The sequence below is a fragment of the Ancylobacter sp. Lp-2 genome (genome assembly GCF_020523795.1).
GTDB lineage: Bacteria > Pseudomonadota > Alphaproteobacteria > Rhizobiales > Xanthobacteraceae > Ancylobacter.
In genome coordinates, this window is the sequence record NZ_JAJALI010000001.1 from 970,228 (window position 1) to 987,500 (window position 17,273).

The 17,273-nt window shown below is 67.6% G+C and carries 14 protein-coding genes; 3 read left to right on the top strand and 11 right to left on the bottom strand.

Annotated features, from left to right (window positions below):
* Window positions 1-238: 238 nt before the first annotated feature.
* The 7 genes from LGR54_RS04575 to LGR54_RS04605 all read right to left on the bottom strand — a co-directional run bounded on the left by LGR54_RS04575 (window position 239) and on the right by LGR54_RS04605 (window position 8,031).
* Window positions 239-1,756 carry a TolC family protein gene (locus LGR54_RS04575; RefSeq protein WP_230360742.1) on the bottom strand — a complete coding sequence of 506 codons (1,518 nt, stop codon included), beginning with the start codon at window positions 1,754-1,756 and terminating at the stop codon, window positions 239-241.
* Window positions 1,753-3,564 carry an FUSC family protein gene (locus LGR54_RS04580; RefSeq protein WP_230360743.1) on the bottom strand — a complete coding sequence of 604 codons (1,812 nt, stop codon included), beginning with the start codon at window positions 3,562-3,564 and terminating at the stop codon, window positions 1,753-1,755. The genes LGR54_RS04575 and LGR54_RS04580 overlap by 4 nt, the downstream gene beginning before the upstream one ends.
* Window positions 3,564-4,613 (bottom strand): multidrug transporter subunit MdtN, encoded by a 1,050-nt coding sequence (mdtN, locus tag LGR54_RS04585; RefSeq protein WP_230360744.1) that lies wholly within the window; start codon window positions 4,611-4,613, stop codon window positions 3,564-3,566. The genes LGR54_RS04580 and mdtN overlap by 1 nt, the downstream gene beginning before the upstream one ends.
* Window positions 4,614-4,616: 3 nt before the next feature.
* Window positions 4,617-4,919: a YtcA family lipoprotein gene (locus LGR54_RS04590; protein WP_230360745.1), complete on the bottom strand. Its 303-nt coding sequence runs from the start codon at window positions 4,917-4,919 to the stop codon at window positions 4,617-4,619.
* A 112-nt stretch (window positions 4,920-5,031) separates the two neighbouring features.
* Window positions 5,032-6,147 (bottom strand): linear amide C-N hydrolase, encoded by a 1,116-nt coding sequence (locus tag LGR54_RS04595; RefSeq protein WP_230360746.1) that lies wholly within the window; start codon window positions 6,145-6,147, stop codon window positions 5,032-5,034.
* A 212-nt stretch (window positions 6,148-6,359) separates the two neighbouring features.
* Window positions 6,360-7,187: a phosphatase PAP2 family protein gene (locus tag LGR54_RS04600; protein ID WP_230360747.1), complete on the bottom strand. Its 828-nt coding sequence runs from the start codon at window positions 7,185-7,187 to the stop codon at window positions 6,360-6,362.
* Between the two features lie 46 nt (window positions 7,188-7,233).
* Window positions 7,234-8,031, bottom strand: a complete 798-nt coding sequence (locus LGR54_RS04605) for an outer membrane protein (RefSeq protein WP_230360748.1) — start codon at window positions 8,029-8,031, stop codon at window positions 7,234-7,236.
* A gap of 241 nt (window positions 8,032-8,272) precedes the next feature.
* Between LGR54_RS04605 and LGR54_RS04610 the strand changes: the two genes are divergently transcribed.
* Window positions 8,273-9,274 (top strand): AraC family transcriptional regulator, encoded by a 1,002-nt coding sequence (locus tag LGR54_RS04610; protein ID WP_230360749.1) that lies wholly within the window; start codon window positions 8,273-8,275, stop codon window positions 9,272-9,274.
* 157 nt (window positions 9,275-9,431) lie between these two features.
* Here the strand turns inward: LGR54_RS04610 and LGR54_RS04615 are convergent, their stop codons facing one another.
* The 3 genes from LGR54_RS04615 to LGR54_RS04625 all read right to left on the bottom strand — a co-directional run bounded on the left by LGR54_RS04615 (window position 9,432) and on the right by LGR54_RS04625 (window position 13,936).
* On the bottom strand, window positions 9,432-10,997 hold the full coding sequence (locus LGR54_RS04615) for a multicopper oxidase family protein (protein WP_230360750.1): 1,566 nt from the start codon (window positions 10,995-10,997) through the stop codon (window positions 9,432-9,434).
* A gap of 366 nt (window positions 10,998-11,363) precedes the next feature.
* Window positions 11,364-11,837 carry a cupin domain-containing protein gene (locus tag LGR54_RS04620; protein ID WP_230360751.1) on the bottom strand — a complete coding sequence of 158 codons (474 nt, stop codon included), beginning with the start codon at window positions 11,835-11,837 and terminating at the stop codon, window positions 11,364-11,366.
* Between the two features lie 128 nt (window positions 11,838-11,965).
* A complete protein-coding gene (locus LGR54_RS04625; protein WP_230360812.1) occupies window positions 11,966-13,936 on the bottom strand; it encodes a BTAD domain-containing putative transcriptional regulator in 1,971 nt (656 codons plus the stop codon).
* Window positions 13,937-14,338: 402 nt separating this feature from the next.
* On the opposite strand from LGR54_RS04625, the gene LGR54_RS04630 reads away from it, so the two are divergent.
* Both LGR54_RS04630 and LGR54_RS04635 read left to right on the top strand, forming a co-directional pair.
* A complete protein-coding gene (locus LGR54_RS04630) occupies window positions 14,339-14,620 on the top strand; it encodes a metal-sensing transcriptional repressor (RefSeq protein WP_230360752.1) in 282 nt (93 codons plus the stop codon).
* A 7-nt stretch (window positions 14,621-14,627) separates the two neighbouring features.
* Window positions 14,628-15,869 carry a nickel/cobalt efflux transporter gene (locus LGR54_RS04635; protein ID WP_230360753.1) on the top strand — a complete coding sequence of 414 codons (1,242 nt, stop codon included), beginning with the start codon at window positions 14,628-14,630 and terminating at the stop codon, window positions 15,867-15,869.
* A 77-nt stretch (window positions 15,870-15,946) separates the two neighbouring features.
* Here LGR54_RS04635 and LGR54_RS04640 read toward each other — a convergent pair whose 3' ends face one another.
* On the bottom strand, window positions 15,947-16,912 hold the full coding sequence (locus tag LGR54_RS04640; protein WP_230360754.1) for a transporter: 966 nt from the start codon (window positions 16,910-16,912) through the stop codon (window positions 15,947-15,949).
* Between the last annotated feature and the right edge of the window lie 361 nt (window positions 16,913-17,273).

Here is a 17,273-nt window from a genome sequence, read left to right on the forward strand (position 1 = left end):
GCGGCCGCGCCATCGCCCGTGTGCATTCCGGTCGGTAATGATGCAATGCATTCGGCGGAGGAAGCCATTACCCCAAGGAGTAGGACATCAAGGTCGCGTTCACCCGTGAGATCGTCGCGCCCTGCGCGGCGGCTCGCGAACCGCCAGCGACCCATCGTCCGCTTTTGCCGCGCCGGTGAGCGCCCGATTCGGGGCTGACACGAAGGTTCCTGCCGCTGCTTGGCTTCCCAGGCGCCAATCAGGGCACGACGTCGCGCGAGGTCATGGCGCCGACCACGAAGGCGAGGTTGGCGGCGCCGATCAGAGCGGCGGCATGGGCGTCGGCTTGCGCTTGCCGGGCATCCAGCAGCCCGGAATCGGCGGCGGTCGCCGCCGTCACCGTGCCGACGCCGTTGCGGTAGGCCTCCAGCGCGGCGTCATAGGTGATGGAGGCCGCCGAGGCGAGCGCGGTGGCCGCCCGATAGGATTCGAGCGCGGTGCGCAGCGCATTGTTCGCCGCGCCGATCTCGGTGACGGTCAGCGTCTGGGTGCGCTGGAAGGTGCTCTCCGCCGCCGCCGCCCGCGATTGCGCCTGCTTGAGCTGGGCGGCGCGTAGCCCGGCGTCATAGAGCGGCACGGTGGCGCCGATCAGTACGCCCGATCCGGTCGCCTGCTGGCCGATGGTCGGCAGGCCGGTGGCGTTGAAGTTTCCCTGCCCGGTGGCGACCGCACCGGAGATGAACACCTTGGGTAGGTATTCGGCCTCCGCCGCCTTGATGCCGGCCCGGCTGGCCTGCACCGCCGAATAGCTGGCGACGACATCCGGCCGCTGCGACAGAGCCAGCTTGATCATCTGGTCGAGCGGTACGTTGCCGGCATCCGGCAGGCGGCGCTTTCCGTCATCGCCGACATGGATGCGCAGCGTGGCGTTGACGCCCATCGCAGCGATCAGCACCTGATAGGCGTCGCGCTCGTGCCCCTCCGCCTGCACGCGCCGCAGTTCCGACTGGGCGACCTGCTGGCGTGCTTGCGCCACCTCCACCGTGGTGGCGAGGCCGTGGCCGAGCCGCTCCTCCGCGGCGCTGCGAATGGCGAGGCTGTTGCGCAGTGTGTCGCGGGCGATGCGCGCATTCGTCACCGCCGCGCCATAGCTGTAATAGCTGCGGGTGACGTCGAAGATCAGCTTCTGGTGCTCGCCGTTGAACAGCACATTGGCGGCGACGGCTCCCTGTTTCGCCGCGTCGGCGACGGCGGCACGCTGGCCGAAATCGAACACCAGCCATTGCAACGCAACGGCGGAGGACACGCCCTCCGCCGTGGTCTCGAAATAGCGCTGGGTGCCGACCGGGATCGGCAAGGGCTGCTCGACGCTCTGCCGGCCGCCGATGACGCTGGCGGTGATCAGCGGCAGATAGGTCGCCTCGACCATGCCGACCGCCAGCGCCGCCTCGCGCGCGCGCTCCCATGCGGAGCGCGTGGAGGGGTTGTTGCGCTGGGCGATGTCGATGAGTTCCGGCAGCCGGTAGGTGCGTTTCGGATCGAGCTCGGGCGCGGAGGGCAGCACGGCAAGGGCGGGATTGGCGGGCACGCGGAAATCCGGCGCGCCGCTGGCCGTCGCCGGAGGCGGCGGCGCGGGTTCGCCTTGTGCGCTCCACACGCCATCCTCATTGCCGTTCGGCGCCCATGGTGTATCCGCGCTGCGCGACGCCATATGGGCGGCGTTCGGCGCGCAGGCGGCAAGCCCCAGCAAGGCGCCGATGAGCAATAGGCGCCTCATGCCGCCACCGTCGCGTCGAGACGGGCGAGCGACGTCTCCACGGAGGCGGCCGGGACGCGGGCGAGATAGACGTCGCGGACGAGCAGGCCGATCTCCGCCGTCGTCTCGCGCAGCATGGCGTCAACCTCGGGCGCGGCGCGTATGGCCGGCGGCTCGAAGGGGACGAGCGCCACCAGCTCGGCGGCCTTGCCGATCTCGCTGCCGACCCGGGCCGCATCCTGCACGGCGTGCGGGCGCAGCTCCGGGGCGAAAGCGGCGATGCGCTTCACGCCGGCCAGCGCGGCCTTGAGATGCGCCCGCACGGCGCTCTCGATCGGCACCGGCCAGAGGTGGGTGAAGATCAGGTAGATGACGACATTGCCGAGCAGGATGCCGACCACCCGGTCCCAGGCGGTATCGAGCGAGGTGGCCGGCCCGAAGCCCTGGAGCACGGTGAGCAGGAAGGCGAGCGCGACCTGCACCCCGCCATAGGCGATGCGCTCCGGCCCGGTCGAGACCCAGGCGCCGACCAGCACGCCGGCGAACACCAGCGCCATCAGCCCGCCGATGGTCTCCAGCTGCGGCATGACGAACAGGATCGCGGCCATCCCCATAGCGGCACCGATGAGGCAGCCGAGGATGCGCAGGCCGAGCTTGTGCACCGTCTCGCCGGTCGTGCCGAGCGCGGCGACGTAGCAGGTGATCATCGCCGTGTGGATGCCCGACCAGTCGAGGCCGGTATAGATGAGATAGCAGATCACCGCGGCGGCGGTGGTCTTGAGCGCGAAGCGCTGATAGGCGGGATTGGAGAAGGCGTCCGGAAAGAAGAACGGAGCCTTCGGTGCCGCGACGACCTCACCCTCCGGGGCACCGGCAATGATCGCCAACGCGGCGAAGGCCTCGCGCTCCGCGGCGCCGGCGGCCATGTCCGGCGCCGGCGGCATCGGCGGCTGCTCGCCGGCGTCGAGCGCGCCAATGGTCGTGCGCAGCACCGCCAGAAGGTCCGTCCGCCGCGCCGGATCGAGGTCGTCCGGCAGGCCCGAAATGGCCAGCATGAGCCGGTAGGATGCCCGCACGTCGCGGGCGATCTGCGCGGCGTTCTGGCGTCGCACGAGGTTCAGTAGCCCGACGAACCCGGCCTGTTTTTCCAATGCCGCATTGTCGGCGCGCAGAAGCTCGACGAGCGCCTCATCGCGTGCCGGAGCACCGCTTCCGATGGCGTTGGCGCAGGCGTCCAGCCGCTCGCGCAGGGTGGTGCGCAGCAGGCGCACCGGCGACAGGCCGAGCACGAGATTGAACGCGATCATCCACGCCATCGGCATCATCGCCATATAGGCGGCGTAGCGCAGGCCGAAGGTCACGGCGTCGGCGACCGGCGCCATGTTCACCAGCGTGAGCAGGAAGGCGAAGACGAGCCCGATCACCCCGCCGATCTCGCCGAGCTGGCTCGCCGCGCCGATGAACAGGAAGATGAATGACACCAGCGCGATGGCGAGCAAGCGCAGCAGCGGCGTTTCCACCGTCGCATTGATGATGGGGATCAGGGCGAGCACGACCAGCGCCACCAGCACGATGAGGCCGATGGCGGTGCCGATGTTCTGCACCGCGTCCGGTTTCATCAGGAAGATGATCAGGTAGCAGCTGATCGCCGCTTCCGGTGTCTGGAACAGCATCGCCGTGGCGGAGACCAGCGCGCACAGCAGCGCGATGCGCCATGTCAGCGCCGCGCGGCCGGGAAACGGCGCGAGGTCGGCGATGGCCTGCGAGAGCAGCGAGCGCGGCGCCGGCAATGGCCGATCTGGCGCATCCGAGGCGCCTGCCATCGCCATCAGCAGCGCTCGCCATGATGCACGATGGCGACCGCCGAAGCGCCGATGCGCATGAGATTTTCCGGCGGGTCGATCAGTCGGATGCGCACCGGGAAACGCTGCTGGATGCGCACCCAGTTCAGCGATTTCGGCACATAGGGGAGGGCGCGCGGCAGGTTGAGGACATCCTCGGAGATGACGCCCCAGCTGACGCCCTGCACCGTGCCGGCGATGGAGACCGAGCGATCAGCCAGCGCATAGACGCGGGCGCAGTCGCCGACCGCGATGGCCGGCAGCTCCGTCTCGCGGAACGAGGCCGAGGCATACCAGTCGCTGGTGTCGATCAGCGTGAAGACCGACTGGCCGGGGGCGACGATCTGGCCGGTGGCGGTGGTGAGGCCGACCACCCGCCCGTCGTGTGGCGCGCGTACCTCGGTGTTGGCGAGGCTGCGTTCGGCGATGGCCAGCGCGGCCCGCCGTGCCTCCACCAGCGCCTCGGAGGTGTCGAGCGTGCTGACGAGGCTGTCGGCCGCTTCCGCCTGCTTCACCGCCTGCGCGAGGCTGGTGCGGGCATCGTCGCGGGCGGTGCGGGCATCGTCGACCTGTTGCGCCGTAACGTAGCCCTTCGGCAGCAGCGGCGTCAGCCGGGCGAGCGTCTGCTCGGCCAGCGCCAGATTGGTGCGGGCGCGGGTGATCTGCTCGCCGGCGATGGCGGCATTGGACTGCTCGGCGGCGATGGTGCGGCGTTGCCCGTCGCGGGTCGCCTCGGCGATCCGGAGATCGGCGCGTGCCTGAGCGGCGGCGAGGCGGTAGGGCTCGGGATCGACGGTGAAGAGCAGGTCGCCTTTCGCCACCTTCTGGTTTTCGGCGACCGCCAGCGTGACGATCCGCCCCGGCACGGTGGAGGCGATGTTCACGACGTTGGCGGTGAGGACGGCGTCCTCCGACAGCGGTCGATCCTTCGCCATGTCGAGATAGCGCCAGCCGGCGGCGATGGCGCCGACGATGATCAGCGCGGCAATGCTCGACCCGAACAGGCTGCGACGATGGGAATAGGCGGAGGCTGCCATCGCTCAGCGCCCGTACACGGTAAGGGCGAGCAGGAAGCCGATGGCGGCGGCGAGGCTCGCATAGGCGGCGAGCCGCCAGGGCAGCACGTCGTCAAGGCCGATGCGGATGAACAGGCCGCGCAGGATGACGGCCCCGATCACCCCTGCGGCGGTGCAGACCAGCCAGGAGGGGAAATAGGCGCCGAACAGCGGCACCGCCGGCGCCAGCCGGGCATCGCACCCGCCAAGCATCAGGGCGCCAAGCACCAGGGACACCGGCGCGATCACGCCGGCAAGACGATCCCATTCAACGCGTCGCAGCGGCATTCGTCGCGTCGGCCCCCGCCTGTCCCTTTCAATGTGTTAACAGCCGCGAACGGGCAAACCAAGCCGACGGCCACGCCTTCCCACAAGCCGCCCCGCCGCGGCGCGGAAGGTGTCACGCGGCGGCAACGGCCTTGAGCGTTTCGCTGGCATCGGTCGCGCCGCCATTGAGCGCCTTCAGCGGCAACACCTTCGGCACGGTGAGGGAGGCCAGCGCCCCGAGGTCGAAGCTAGTGAAGTTCAGGCTCTGGTAGTCGCGGATGAAGAACAGCTTGCGGTCGAGGTCCGACAGGCTGGTCCAGGAGGTGAACTCGGTCGCGTAGGTGACGCCCTTCTCCGGCTCCAGGCCGGCGACTTCCATATGGCCGCCCCCCGCGTTCGGATAGTCGATGCTGACCCCACGGGCGCGGTCGAAATTGTTCATCACATGCGCCAGCGTGCGCACGGCCACGTCGGGCGTTCCCGCCTTCTCCGTGAAGTGGGCAAAAAAGGCGGCGCGGACGAAGCGCCCCACGGAGGTGTTGGAGGCCGGCAGCGCGGCGGTGGCGATGCCGGAATCCGGCTGCACCGCCTTGTAGCCGCCGAAACTGGCCGTCGGCGCGTCGACATTGGTGAGGTGGGTGTAGTTGTTGAGATTGGTCAGGTGCCAGGGGAACTCCGGCCCGTTGGTCATCACCCCGACGGGATTGTCATAGACCGACATCTCGCCACGATTGAACTCGATGACCACGGCCGCGCCGCTGGCATCGTGCACCACGTAGTGGAACGGCGATTCCACCCCGCCGAGAATGGCGAGCGGCTGCAGCAGGATCGGCTGCCCGGCCAGCGCCGCCTTCACCTCGGCGACGGTGGCGAACTGCCCGAGAATCCAGGAACCGAGATCGGAGGCCGACAGCACGGCCTGTGTGGCGGTGAGCGCGCGTTGCGTCCCGGCGGCAGCCGGATAGGACAGCAGGCTGAAGGTCAGACCCTGTTCGTTCAGCCCTTCCAGCACCTTGAAATCGTCGAGGCCCAGCGGCGCATCGGCCGTGGGCACGCGGCACGGCATGGTGACGGTGAGTGCGCCGTGGCGCGCGCGGAAGTCGACCGGCGGATGTCCCTCGATTTCCGAGCGCGTCGCAAAGCCGGCCGGGAGCCAGACGATCTGGTAGGGAAGATCGACGGTCAGCTCCAGCGTCCGGCCGAAATAAACCTTACCCACTGCGTCGCGGTAGCTCAGGGATGTGCACATGATGTCGCTATCCGCCTGCGGTGAGCCTGGAACTGGAAATTACCATCAGCCTTTACGCGATCATCGACGGCCCTGCCAAGCGCCGGCGTGCCGAGAAGTATCGCCGTCAGGCGACGGACGGCCGCCCAGATGATCGGCCACCGTGCCCCCGGCGACGTCCGCAAGACGGAAGAGGACCAAGCTCTGCTGCGGGCGCGCCGCTCCGGCTCCGGTTACCGTCCGGAGAGCGCCGCCGCCTCGGCAGCGCATGCGGCGACGGAGGGCACCCCCTTCGCCTTCGCGGCCCTCACTTCGGCGGTCGCCGCTTGGAGGTCGGCGAGAAAAGTCGGGTCGGTTTGCAGCCGCGCGACCGTCGCCGCGCCCATGATCCGCCCGGCATCGACATCGCTCTGCCAATGGGCGTTGCAGATCACCCGGCTCTGGCCGAATTCGAGGCCGCGCTTGAGCAGCGCATCCGCGCGTTCGGGATTGATCTGCGCGAAGACGAGGGCCCAGCCCCAGCCGGCGGCCGTGTGCCCGGAAGGGTAGGAGCCGTCCTCACGCAGGATCGCCTCCTGATCCGCCCGGCAGGTCGCTTCGTCGTGAACCACGAAGGGGCGAGTCCGGTTGTACTTGTTCTTCACGCCATAGGTGGAGAGGCCGAAATCCGACAGCATCTTCTGCATCATGGCGTAGAGGCGGGGGGTCTGCTCGCTGTCGATGCGAACCCCCATCGCGCAGGAGAAATTGTCGGCGGCCTGTGGAAAGGCGAGATCGGCGTCGGTACGGGCGAGCTTCCAGCGCTCGGTATCACGCAAGGGGATGGTAGCCTTGCGGGCTTCCTCGTCCCGGGCGAGCGCCGCCGAATTCGCCTCCGGCGGCGGGCCGAGCAGGATGAGGCTGTTCGGCAGGTCGGACCGCTTGAGATAGCCCGGCGCGATCTTGAAATGCGGGTCGGTGACCGCGGGCTGCGCGTCGTCCGCCTGCGCCGGGGCCTGTCCGCAGAGCGCAAGCAGCGCGATCAGGGACACATATGCGGCCCGCTGGACCGTCCCGGTCATCGACATTCCCATTCCTTTCGGCATGTTTGAACTCATAAGGCCCCGGTTAGAACCGGTATGTCGCCGCGATGGCGGGCCCGTGCTGTGTCACGTCGTACAAGAAGTCGCCGTCGCGATAATCGACATGGAGCGCCCGGTAGCCGGCTTTCAGCGTCAGGTTTTCGCTCCAGGCGTAGTTGATGCTCCCCAGCCCCTGCCAGGTCAGGCGCGAGCCGGCGCCGAACCCGCCGATATCGCCCGCCACCGTCAAGCTCCACGGGCCGCCGAGCTTCACGCCGAGCCGCGCGCCGACGAGCGGATCGGCCCACATCTGCGATTCACGGTGATCGATGCGGAGATTGGCGAGCCCGGGCAGGATCTCGAGCTTGTTGTTGAGGTTCCACAACCGGACACCGGCGCCCACATCGAGCGCAAGGACGGCGTCTTCATGGACGCGGTAGAGGACGGAGCCCTGCAGGGTCGTGCTCTGCGAGCGCAGCTTCAGCCCGGAAAAGAACGGGCCGGGCAAGGTGGCACCGGCCGTCACCTGCGAGAACTGCCCGTCGACCAGGACGCTCCAGCGGTCGATGCGCATCTCGGCAGACGCCATGAATGCGCCGTTCAGCTCCTTGAGCACGTCGCGAAAGCGCAGGCTGATATCCGCCGCCGGCAGCGGCGGCAGTGTCGCGCTCCTGCCGTCGATGGCCGTCGCCCAGATATAGCTTGTGACGGAGAAGCTGGGGGTGGAGGTGAGGACGGGAGCCGGCGGCTTGGCAGGCTCCGGCAGATCGGACGCCGAGGCCGACCCGCAAAGAAAAGCCGCCACCAGGCCGATGGCGAGATCGCGCGCCGTTGCTGCTGACATGGCTTCCTGTTCCCCGCCTTCCCCGCCATACCCGCACCTGTGCGAGTGCTCCGGCTCGCCGCAGCACGCGATCGCAGCCCGATCGGCCGGCGAATGTCGTCGTGAGCTTTTCGTCCATGCCCCGCTTGTCGGTCTTGCCATTTCGCGCCAATCAGGACGGGCTATTCTCGCCCGCCGGCCTCGAAACCCCTGGGATTCGGCCTTATGAAACGCGTCAACGCGGTGATCGCGGCGAGGTCCGATGGCTGATATCCCTTTGACGCGCGGCCAGTTCCTGCTGCCTTTCGTCGGCATCCTCGACGATATCGGTGCCCCGACGGAGACGCTGCTGGAGCGGTCCCGGCTGCCATCGTCTCTGGTCGAGAAGAGCGACCTCTATTTGCCGCTGCTGCCGGCGCTGCGCTTCGTCGAGACCGCCCAGAGAACCCAGGGCATCGAGGATTTCGGCTTTCTCGCCGCGCAGCGCCTGCATTTCTCCCACATGCGGGAAAAGACGCGGGCCCTGATCGCGCACTCGCCTACGCTGCTCGTCGCGCTCCGCCATGCCTGCCATTGGGCATCGCGGGAAGACACCATCCTCAGCATGTGGATCGAGCCTGACGCCGATCATGTGCGGGTCTGTAGCCGGCTTGCCGGCACGGGCGGGCTGCTGCATCTGAAATACGCTCAATGGATCCAGAACATTTTCTCGATCCACATCATCCGGCAATTCGCGGGCCCCGACTGGATGCCGACCGCGATCGGCTTTGAATCGTCGTACACGCCGAGCCCGGCGACACGCTCCTGCTGGCCGAATGTGCGGTTTCTGTCGGGCCAGCGTGCCGCCTGGATCAGCCTGCCGATCACGCTGCTCGGCCTTCCCTCTCGCTCTGCCGCCTCGTTTGCGCCGCCGCACGACAATGAGGACGGCCCTTCCGCCTATGACATCGTCGATCTGCTGAAGCTGATGCTGCCGGCCTATCTCGACGAGGGAACCACGGCGCTGGCCGACGTCGCCGAGATCGCGGGCGTCAGCCCGCGGACGCTTCAGCGCAAGCTCGCTAATGTCGGCCTGTCCTATTCGGACATACTCGGCACAGTCCGGTACGAGCATGCGAGCCGGCTGCTTCGCGATACCGATTGCAGGATCATCGACGTCGCCTTTGCTTCCGGCTACACCGATCCGGCGCATTTCAGCCGCGCCTTCCGCCGGATGACGGGTGTCACGCCGCGCCGGTTCCGCGAGCAATCACGCCTCGGCTGAGTGTGTTGCGCCGCGCACCGCCAACCCGCGCCGCCAACCACCTGGCCAACGGCGTGGCACGCCGCCCGGCGTCGTCACGAGACATCCGGATGTCCGCTCTTGGCCCCGTCAATCCTTGACGCCGCGATGCCGGGATCGCCGATTTCCATCGACAGGCCTAGCTCGCGTCGAACACCTCGACGATCTGCATCATCCCCAATTCCTCATGGTTCATCATGTGGCAATGCAGGACAAAGCGACCGGTGAAGTCGAGGAAACGGGAGCGTATGGTCACGCTGCCTTTGCGCGGCACGATCACCGTGTCGCGCCAGTCCGGGGCGACCGGGCCGTCGTTCAGCGCCACGAGCTGGAACGGATTGGTGTGGATGTGGAACACGTGGTCCGACGTGTCCTCGTTGATGATTTTCCACTCTTCCACCGCGCCCAGCTTCACGCGGTGGTCGACCCGCCCGGGATCGAAGCTCTGCCGACAGATCTGGAAGGTGAATTCCTGATAGTTGGCGCCCGGCGGGAATTCCGGCTCGATGGTGGAGAGCGGCAATTCGCGGCGGTTGGTCACTTCCTCCGCCGAGATGGTCGCGAACGGCGCCTTGCCGCCGAGCGTGGCGGGAAGCGTCATCTCGACCGGGTCGCCCTCGACGATCACTTTCGCAAGCGGCCCCGTCGGCGACGGATAGCCCTGATCGTTGGCGATCGCCTGCAGCCAGTAGGTGCCCGGCTTGCCGGCCTGGAGCAGCACGTCGGCGCGCTGTCCTGGCGCCATCAGCACCGCCTTGGCGCGCGCCATATCCGGCCGGCGAAGGCCGTCATAGGCGATAACGTTCAGAACATGGTCCTGCAGGGCGACGTTGAGGTTGTTCTCATGGCCGGCATGGATGATCCGCCAGCGCCGCACCTCGCCGGGCCGCAGGCGGATCACCGGTTCGCGCTGGCCATTGACCGACAGGAAGCGGGGCACGCCCTCGGGCCACAAGGTGTCATAGGTTTCGATGGCGCCGCGATGGTCGAACAGCACCTCGTTGAGCATCAGCACCTGCTCGCGGGCATCGCGGATTTCCGGGATATCCTCGAAGTCGCCTTCGACGATCAGGGCACCGGCCATGCCGCTGGTGAGCTGGACGTCGACGCTGCCGTGCTTGTGCGGATGGTACCAGCAGGTGCCCGCCGTATGGTCGGCGGGAATGGCGATCTCAATATCATAGCTCTCGCCGGGCGCCATCACGCGGAACACGTTGTCGGAGAGCGCGTCCGGCCTGACATGGCCGCCGTGAAAATGGAAGTTCGTGGAGTTGAATTGGTGCGGCAGCGTCATGTCGTCCGGCATCGAATCCGGGTTCGGCGGCAGATCGTTGATCAGCCTTATGCGCAGCGTGTCGCCCGGCTTCACCCGCAGCGTCGGTCCGGGAATGCCACCCTCATAGGTCCGCAGCGACAGCCGATAGCCGCCGAGGTCCTTATAGGCATAGGCAGCCCGTAACTCGGTGGCCAGCGCGCCGTTTTCCGAGCGCCGTATCTGCGGTTCGGCGAGCGCCGCGGCCCGGTCCCATGGAGCGCGCGGCACTCCGCGCGCGCTGCCATGTCCGGCGTGACCGTCCGCGGCGCCGTTGACGGCGCTCGCGCGCAGCGCAAACCCGCCGGCAAGGCCGGTGGCCAGCGTGATGGCTCCGAGACCCGCGCCCTGCAGCAGGTTGCGGCGTGAAGGCCCGGTCCCTTCCTTTTTCACGGCCGCCGATGCGGATGAAAAAGCGGGAGGAAATAGTCGGATTCGTGAGTTCTTCGACATTCCGGAAATTCGCCGCGGCTGACGAAATCAGCACTGTGTCGTGTGAATACTCAACATATGAGCATTTCGCGGATCGCCGGGCAACATTGGAAATATTAACCGCGATTCGCGACAAGCGAACGCTGCGGCAGGCCTTGCGGGGTGTTGGTCCGTGCGGATCGGATGGACGGCCCTTCAATGAAGGGTCCCGCCTCCCCGGCGCGACGCGGGCCTTTCAGGGGGGCGGGCATATCCCCTCTCGCTGGTGCCGAGGCGGACTGCCATCCGCTTTGCGCGGATGGCAGTTTGGCCGGGAATGCCGGGCGATCAGCCGAGCGGCGGGCCCACCAGTTCTATGTGATTGGCGAGGCACAGCTCGGCGAAGGCTGCCGCCTGCTCCGTGCTTGGCCGATGCATCGGCGGAAGGCCGGCTGAAAGAGCCGGCCGGCTTCCCTGCGCGATCAGCGACTCGAAATCATCACCGCGACAGATGGTCAGGAAACGGGCGCCGGACAGGCTTTCGACGCGAAAGGCGTGGCGGACCCTCTTGGGGGCGACGGCGATATCACCCGCCCGCAGCACGTGGTCCACGCCGTCGATCTGGACGCGGATCGTTCCCTCCAACACGTGGAATATCTCGTCCTCATTGTGGTGGATGTGAAGGGGCGGGCCGTCGCCATGGGCCATCCGGTGCTCGACGATGCTGATCCTGTCCGGCCCCTGTGCCGCGGCAAGGCGGATGGAAACGCAGCCGTTGAGAAACCACGCGGAATGGTCGTTGATGGCGGTCATGTCGTTCATGGCAGATGTCCAGATGGGCCGATCGTGGCCGGAGGGCGGCGATCGCGGATCGATCGCGGCATGCCCCGACATCGCCCGCCCCCGTCACCGCCGCGATGCGCCGTCGTGAACCCAGCGTCAGCCGAACGTTAAATCGCGCGCGCCACGCTCGTTGTCTCCGCCTCGACCGGGACACCCAGTGCGGCAAGCGTGCGCGCGACGCGTTCGCGCCCGGCCGCCGGAATGGTGCGCGCGATCATCGGCCAGATATGCAGGGGCTGAAGGCCGGGCATCGCGGCGCCGACGCCACCCAACATGTCCCGGGCCTCGCCGTGACGTCCCGATTCCGCAACCGCGAGAACCAGCACGATGACAGCCCAGGGGTCCCCGCGCTTGACCGCGAGCGCCGCCCGGGCCTCGGCTTCGGCACGATCCAATTGCCCGGTGAAGTAGTGGCTGGCCGCCTTTGTGGTGAGGAACATCGGCAGCAGCGGATCGCGGGGCGACAGCCGCAGCGCCATGTCGGCGGCTTTCAGCGCCAGCTCCGGCTCTCCCGCCCCGTGATGGGTGAGGGAGAGGCAGTAATAGACATGGGCGAAGGACGGATGCCGCTCCCGCGCGTGGTTGAGCAGGTCGAAGCCGCCGGCGAGATCGCCGGACAACGCCCGCAGCCGCCCCAGCATCGTCAGGATGAAGGGCGAGGAGGGATCCAGCTCGAAGGCCCGGCCCGCATGTTCCAAACCCCTCGCGACACCTGCCGCGGTGTCCTTCTCCAGCAGGAAGGCCAGCCGCAGCACCTCGACATAGGCGAGGCCGGCATAGGGCAGCGCGAAGCCGCCGGAGAGGTCGAGGGAACGTTCGAAGCACTCTTGCGCACGTACGATCTCCGCGGGCTCGAAGCGGTAGGCATACCAGAGCCCGCGATGGAACAGCTCCCAGGCTCCGAGGCTGGCCGAGGGTGCTTCTGCCGCCCGCTCGCGCTCGGCCAGCCGGATTTCCGCATCGAGGCCGGTCACCAGCTCATCGATCACCCGGTCGCGCAGGGAAAAGAACGTGTCGAGGGCGCCCTCGTGGCGCACCGCCCACAAATGCCGCCCGGCCTTCTCGTCGATCAGGCGCGCCGCCACGCTGACCTGGCCGCCGGCGACCCGCAGCGTGCCGGTCACGACATAGCGGACATCCAGGGAGCGCGCCGCCTCGCCCGAGGCCGAGAACAGCAGGCTGGAGGGACGAGCGATGACCAGGAAATCACGCTGGCGCGTGAGTGCGGTCGTGAGGTCGTCGGCGATGCCCTCGGCCAGAAAGCGGTGGTCGGGGCCGCTGCCGGCATGTTCGAAGGGAAGGACGGCCACCGACAGGCGGAAATGTCCCGTCTCCATCGATGCGCCTGTCTTCGGCGCTGCGTCCTTGGGCAGCGCTCGAACCGTGTCGCCACCTGTCCCGGGCGTGCCCGCGATGTGCCGTGCCAGCGACACGGTCTGTTCGGAGGGGGCCACGCCAAGTTCGTCGTGCAGCATCTCGCGGCAGGCTCGATACTGGGCGAGAGCCGAAGCCCGGTCCCCCGCCACATCATGCAGGTGCATCAGCAGCCTGTGGCTCTGCTCGCGATAGGGGTCGAGAGCCAGCAGCCGCGAGGCGGCGGCGAGCGCCGCCACCAACTCGCCGCGCTCGCTGGCGGCGTTGCTGGCGAGGGTCAGGGCTTGCTGCGCGAGCGTGCGACACCGCGTGCGTTCGAAGGAGAGCCAGTCGCGAAGCTCGCCCTCGGGCGGATCGAAGCCCTCGAGAAAGGGTTCTGACAATCTGAGGGCGCCTGTCACCTCGGTCGCGGACGAAGCCGCGCGTTCGAGGTGCTCGAAATCGCATTCGTGCTCCCCGAGGCTGACGCTGTCCGCCTCGGTCGCCACGCCGATGCCGAGTGCCCGCAGCCGCGACAAGGCGTTGCGCAGGCTGCCGCGCGCCTGATCGTCCTCGCGGTCGGGCCAGAGCAGTCCGGCCAGCCGGGCGCGCCTATGGCTTCGTCCCGCCGTGCTGGCGAGATATCCCGCCAGCAAGGCCAGCTTCTCGGTGAGAACGAACGCCGGCCCGGTGGGGACGAGGACCTGCGCCCGGCCAAGCAGCACCAATCGGGCCGGCCCATGCTGCCGCACAAGACTGGATTCCGGTCCTTCACGCCCCGGCATTACCGTGGATTCCCCCGCCGCATTCGGATCGCCATCCTATCAACGGGCCGAATGTCCGCATGCCAAATATGAGCGACACGCGCAGAAGCCCGCGTGCTCGCAGGTACATGTGCCCAATTCTTCTCCGACGGCCAAGTCTTGTCTGCTGCCAAGTCTTGTCTGGCCTGAGACCAGCCGGGCCGGGCTGCCGGCTGACAGGTTCAGTTCGGTCTCGTCGATTGTCCCGAACACCCGTCCCGCTCCGGAATGATCCCGAAGGGCTCGCGCCGCCCGGCGACAGCAGCGGCAAATAACCTCCCAGGGGGGATGGAAATATCCCCTACCAGGGGATATGGATATCTCATGAGCCAGCATCCGCACCTCCACCACAGCCATCCCGAGATCGTGAAGCGCCTCAAGCGCTCGCACGGCCATCTGCGCACGGTGATCGACATGGTGGAGACCGGCCGTTCCTGCCTCGACATCGCCCAGCAGCTGCACGCGGTGGAGAAGGCGATCGGCCAGGCCAAGAAGACCCTGATCCAGGATCATCTCGACCATTGCCTCGACGAGGTGGTGGTGCCGCTGGAGCCGGATCGGCGGGGTGCGCTCGACGATTTCAAGGACATCATCAAATATCTCTGAGGCCACCATGTCCCCCTTTGCAGAGCTATTGCAGCAAGGCAGCGCGCACGCCTGGCTGTTCATTCCCAGCGCGATCCTGCTCGGGGCCCTCCATGGGCTGGAGCCCGGCCATTCCAAGACCATGATGGCCGCCTTCATCGTGGCGGTGCGCGGCACGGTCATGCAGGCGGTGCTGCTGGGCCTCGCCGCCACCCTCTCGCACACCATGGTGGTGTGGGGGATCGCGCTCGGCGGCATGTATCTGTGGCAGGGCGTGGCGCCGGAAACCTTCGAGCCCTACCTGCAACTGGCGTCGGCGATCATCATCATCGCCATGGCGGTCTGGATGCTGTGGCGAACCTATGGGGATCAGCAGCGGGCCAGCGCCTACAGCGCGCACGGCCATGGTCATCACGGGCATGGCGACGATCACGGCCATGGTCACCCGCATGACCACACGCATGGACACGGGCACGACCATGGCCATGACGACCATGTGCATCCGACCGCCGAGACGCGGATGATCGATACCGGCCATGGCCTGCACAAGCTGGAGCTGCACGACCATGGCCATGGCGACGCGCATTGGCGCTTCCGTCCCGAGCGGGGCAAGCCGTGGATGGCGGGCGAGGTGAAGCTGATCACCGAACGTCCGGACGGGCGGGCCCAGACGTTCACCTTCGCCGAGCGCGGCGGCTATATCGAGAGCGTCGAGGCGATCCCCCAACCCTTCGATTTCATGGTTCGCCTGGCGCTCGGCCATGGCAACCACTCGCACGACTTCGACGTGTCCTTCCTCAAGACGACCGAGGGCCACGACCACATGCACGAGGAGTTGCGTGGCCTGGAGGTCGGTACCGACGGCTACCAGGATGCGCACGAGCTCGCGCACGCCAACGACATCCGCAAGCGCTTCGCCGATCGCGACGTGACCACCTGGCAGATCATCCTGTTCGGCCTCACCGGCGGCCTGATCCCCTGTCCGGCGGCGATCACCGTGCTGCTGCTCTGCCTGCAATTGAAGGAGTTCACCCTGGGTTTCGGCCTCGTGCTGTGCTTCTCCATCGGCCTTGCCATCACGCTGGTGGCGGTCGGGGCGGCGGCGGCGCTCAGCGTGCAGCACGCGACCCGGCGCTGGAGCTGGTTTTCCACCGCCGCCCGCCGGGCACCCTACGGCTCCGGCCTCCTGCTGATCGCGGTGGGCGTTTATGTCGGCTGGCATGGCTGGACCGGTATCGCCGCCCTGGCCGCGACGCCGGTGGCCGGTTGAGCCGAACCCGAAGGCAGGGGGCGAGGGACGTGCTTGCGCCGCCCCTTGCCCTGCCGGTCGGGGCCTGCGCCGGGTTCTTACCGGGCGGTCGACAAGGGAAACGCCACCGTGACATAGCCCGCCGTGCCCTCGAGCCGGTTTACCGCATCGAATTCGCGGTAGATCTTGAGACGGGCCGAAATCGGCGTGTGGGCCAGTTCGAAATTATAGGCGATGGTGCCGCCCAGCGCGGTCACCTGGCCCTTATAGTCGCCAAGGCGCGCGCCGGGGCCGCTGTCGCCCGTGACCTGGTCGTAATAATAGCCGACGAGACCCACGGATAATGCCTTGGTGAGCATCTTGGTCGCCGCCCATTCGACATGGAATTCGGTGCCGGTGGTGTAGTCGGTGACGTCGTTGGTGCCGTTGAAGGTGAAGCCGGCGGTGGCAGAAAGCTCGATGCCGCTTTTCGGGTCGAGCCAGGTCACGGCGCCGGAAATATCCCCGGCCCAGCGGTTGAAGGACAGGTTCGCGATGGCGCCCTCGCGATAGTCGCCGACCGGAATGTTGAGCAGCCCGGTGAGGTTCCAGTGCCAGTTGCCGTCATGCCAGCCGAGTGCCGCCGTCGCGACCGGATCGCCGAACAGGAAGGCGCTGTCGGTCACGCTGCGTTCGATGGGCGCGAAGCTCGCCGGCGACAGCAGCACGTCGGCCGTCACATCCGGCTGCCCGAATGGCACGATGACGCCGAGCGCAAGGTTGCCGCCGAGCACGTCCTGCGGCAGCACCCAGCTGCCGGTGACGAAATCAGCCCAGATGGTGGCATCGACATCGGCGATGATCTCGCCGCCGGACGGGAAGCGCTTCCCGCCGCCGCCGGTGCCGCTGTAGTAATAAACATCGTTCTGGATGTAGACACCGGGCGGTGGAATATAGCCGGCCATCGGGCCGCGCCCGCCGAGCAGATAGAAACCGACGCCGTTCTCTGCCGCCTGCCCACCGCCAGCTACCAGCACGCTACCGGCGCCGGCCGCCGCCAGCACCCATCCCGTCGCCCTGAACATCGCGGCGCCTCCTGACGCAGCAGGGCTTATGCCCCTGCGTCATTCTGCGCGATTCCCCGGTGCGGCGCACCGAAATTCGCGGCGCCGGCGTGAGCCATGGCCGCGCCGCCGGCCCGGGCCGGAGCATTCCCGTCGTTCATTGCCCGGATCGCTTCCATCCCGGCGGTCTTCTGGTGTCGGAAACGGAGGCGACACCGGCTCTCGTCAGTCGCACACTATTCATGTTAAAATCGCATGCATAAAATGCACACGATTAATTCTCGGACGATTTCGGTTTGAGTCCGGAGCCTGGCCATTGCCCCAAGCCGCCTGATCTATCGAAGGAGGAGACAGACATGTACCGCGAAGACTTCATGCAGCG

Bases quoted from the DNA above. Each gene is read 5' to 3' on its own strand.
- LGR54_RS04640 (WP_230360754.1), bottom strand. From the start codon at position 16,912: ATGTTCAGGGCGACGGGATGGGTGCTGGCGGCGGCCGGCGCCGGTAGC.
- LGR54_RS04600 (WP_230360747.1), bottom strand. From the start codon at position 7,187: ATGACCGGGACGGTCCAGCGGGCCGCATATGTGTCCCTGATCGCGCTG.
- LGR54_RS04595 (WP_230360746.1), bottom strand. From the start codon at position 6,147: ATGTGCACATCCCTGAGCTACCGCGACGCAGTGGGTAAGGTTTATTTC.
- LGR54_RS04590 (WP_230360745.1), bottom strand. From the start codon at position 4,919: ATGCCGCTGCGACGCGTTGAATGGGATCGTCTTGCCGGCGTGATCGCG.
- LGR54_RS04620 (WP_230360751.1), bottom strand. From the start codon at position 11,837: ATGAACGACATGACCGCCATCAACGACCATTCCGCGTGGTTTCTCAAC.
- mdtN (WP_230360744.1), bottom strand. From the start codon at position 4,613: ATGGCAGCCTCCGCCTATTCCCATCGTCGCAGCCTGTTCGGGTCGAGC.
- LGR54_RS04630 (WP_230360752.1), top strand. From the start codon at position 14,339: ATGAGCCAGCATCCGCACCTCCACCACAGCCATCCCGAGATCGTGAAG.
- LGR54_RS04635 (WP_230360753.1), top strand. From the start codon at position 14,628: ATGTCCCCCTTTGCAGAGCTATTGCAGCAAGGCAGCGCGCACGCCTGG.
- LGR54_RS04580 (WP_230360743.1), bottom strand. From the start codon at position 3,564: ATGGCGATGGCAGGCGCCTCGGATGCGCCAGATCGGCCATTGCCGGCG.
- LGR54_RS04575 (WP_230360742.1), bottom strand. From the start codon at position 1,756: ATGAGGCGCCTATTGCTCATCGGCGCCTTGCTGGGGCTTGCCGCCTGC.
- LGR54_RS04605 (WP_230360748.1), bottom strand. From the start codon at position 8,031: ATGTCAGCAGCAACGGCGCGCGATCTCGCCATCGGCCTGGTGGCGGCT.
- LGR54_RS04610 (WP_230360749.1), top strand. From the start codon at position 8,273: ATGGCTGATATCCCTTTGACGCGCGGCCAGTTCCTGCTGCCTTTCGTC.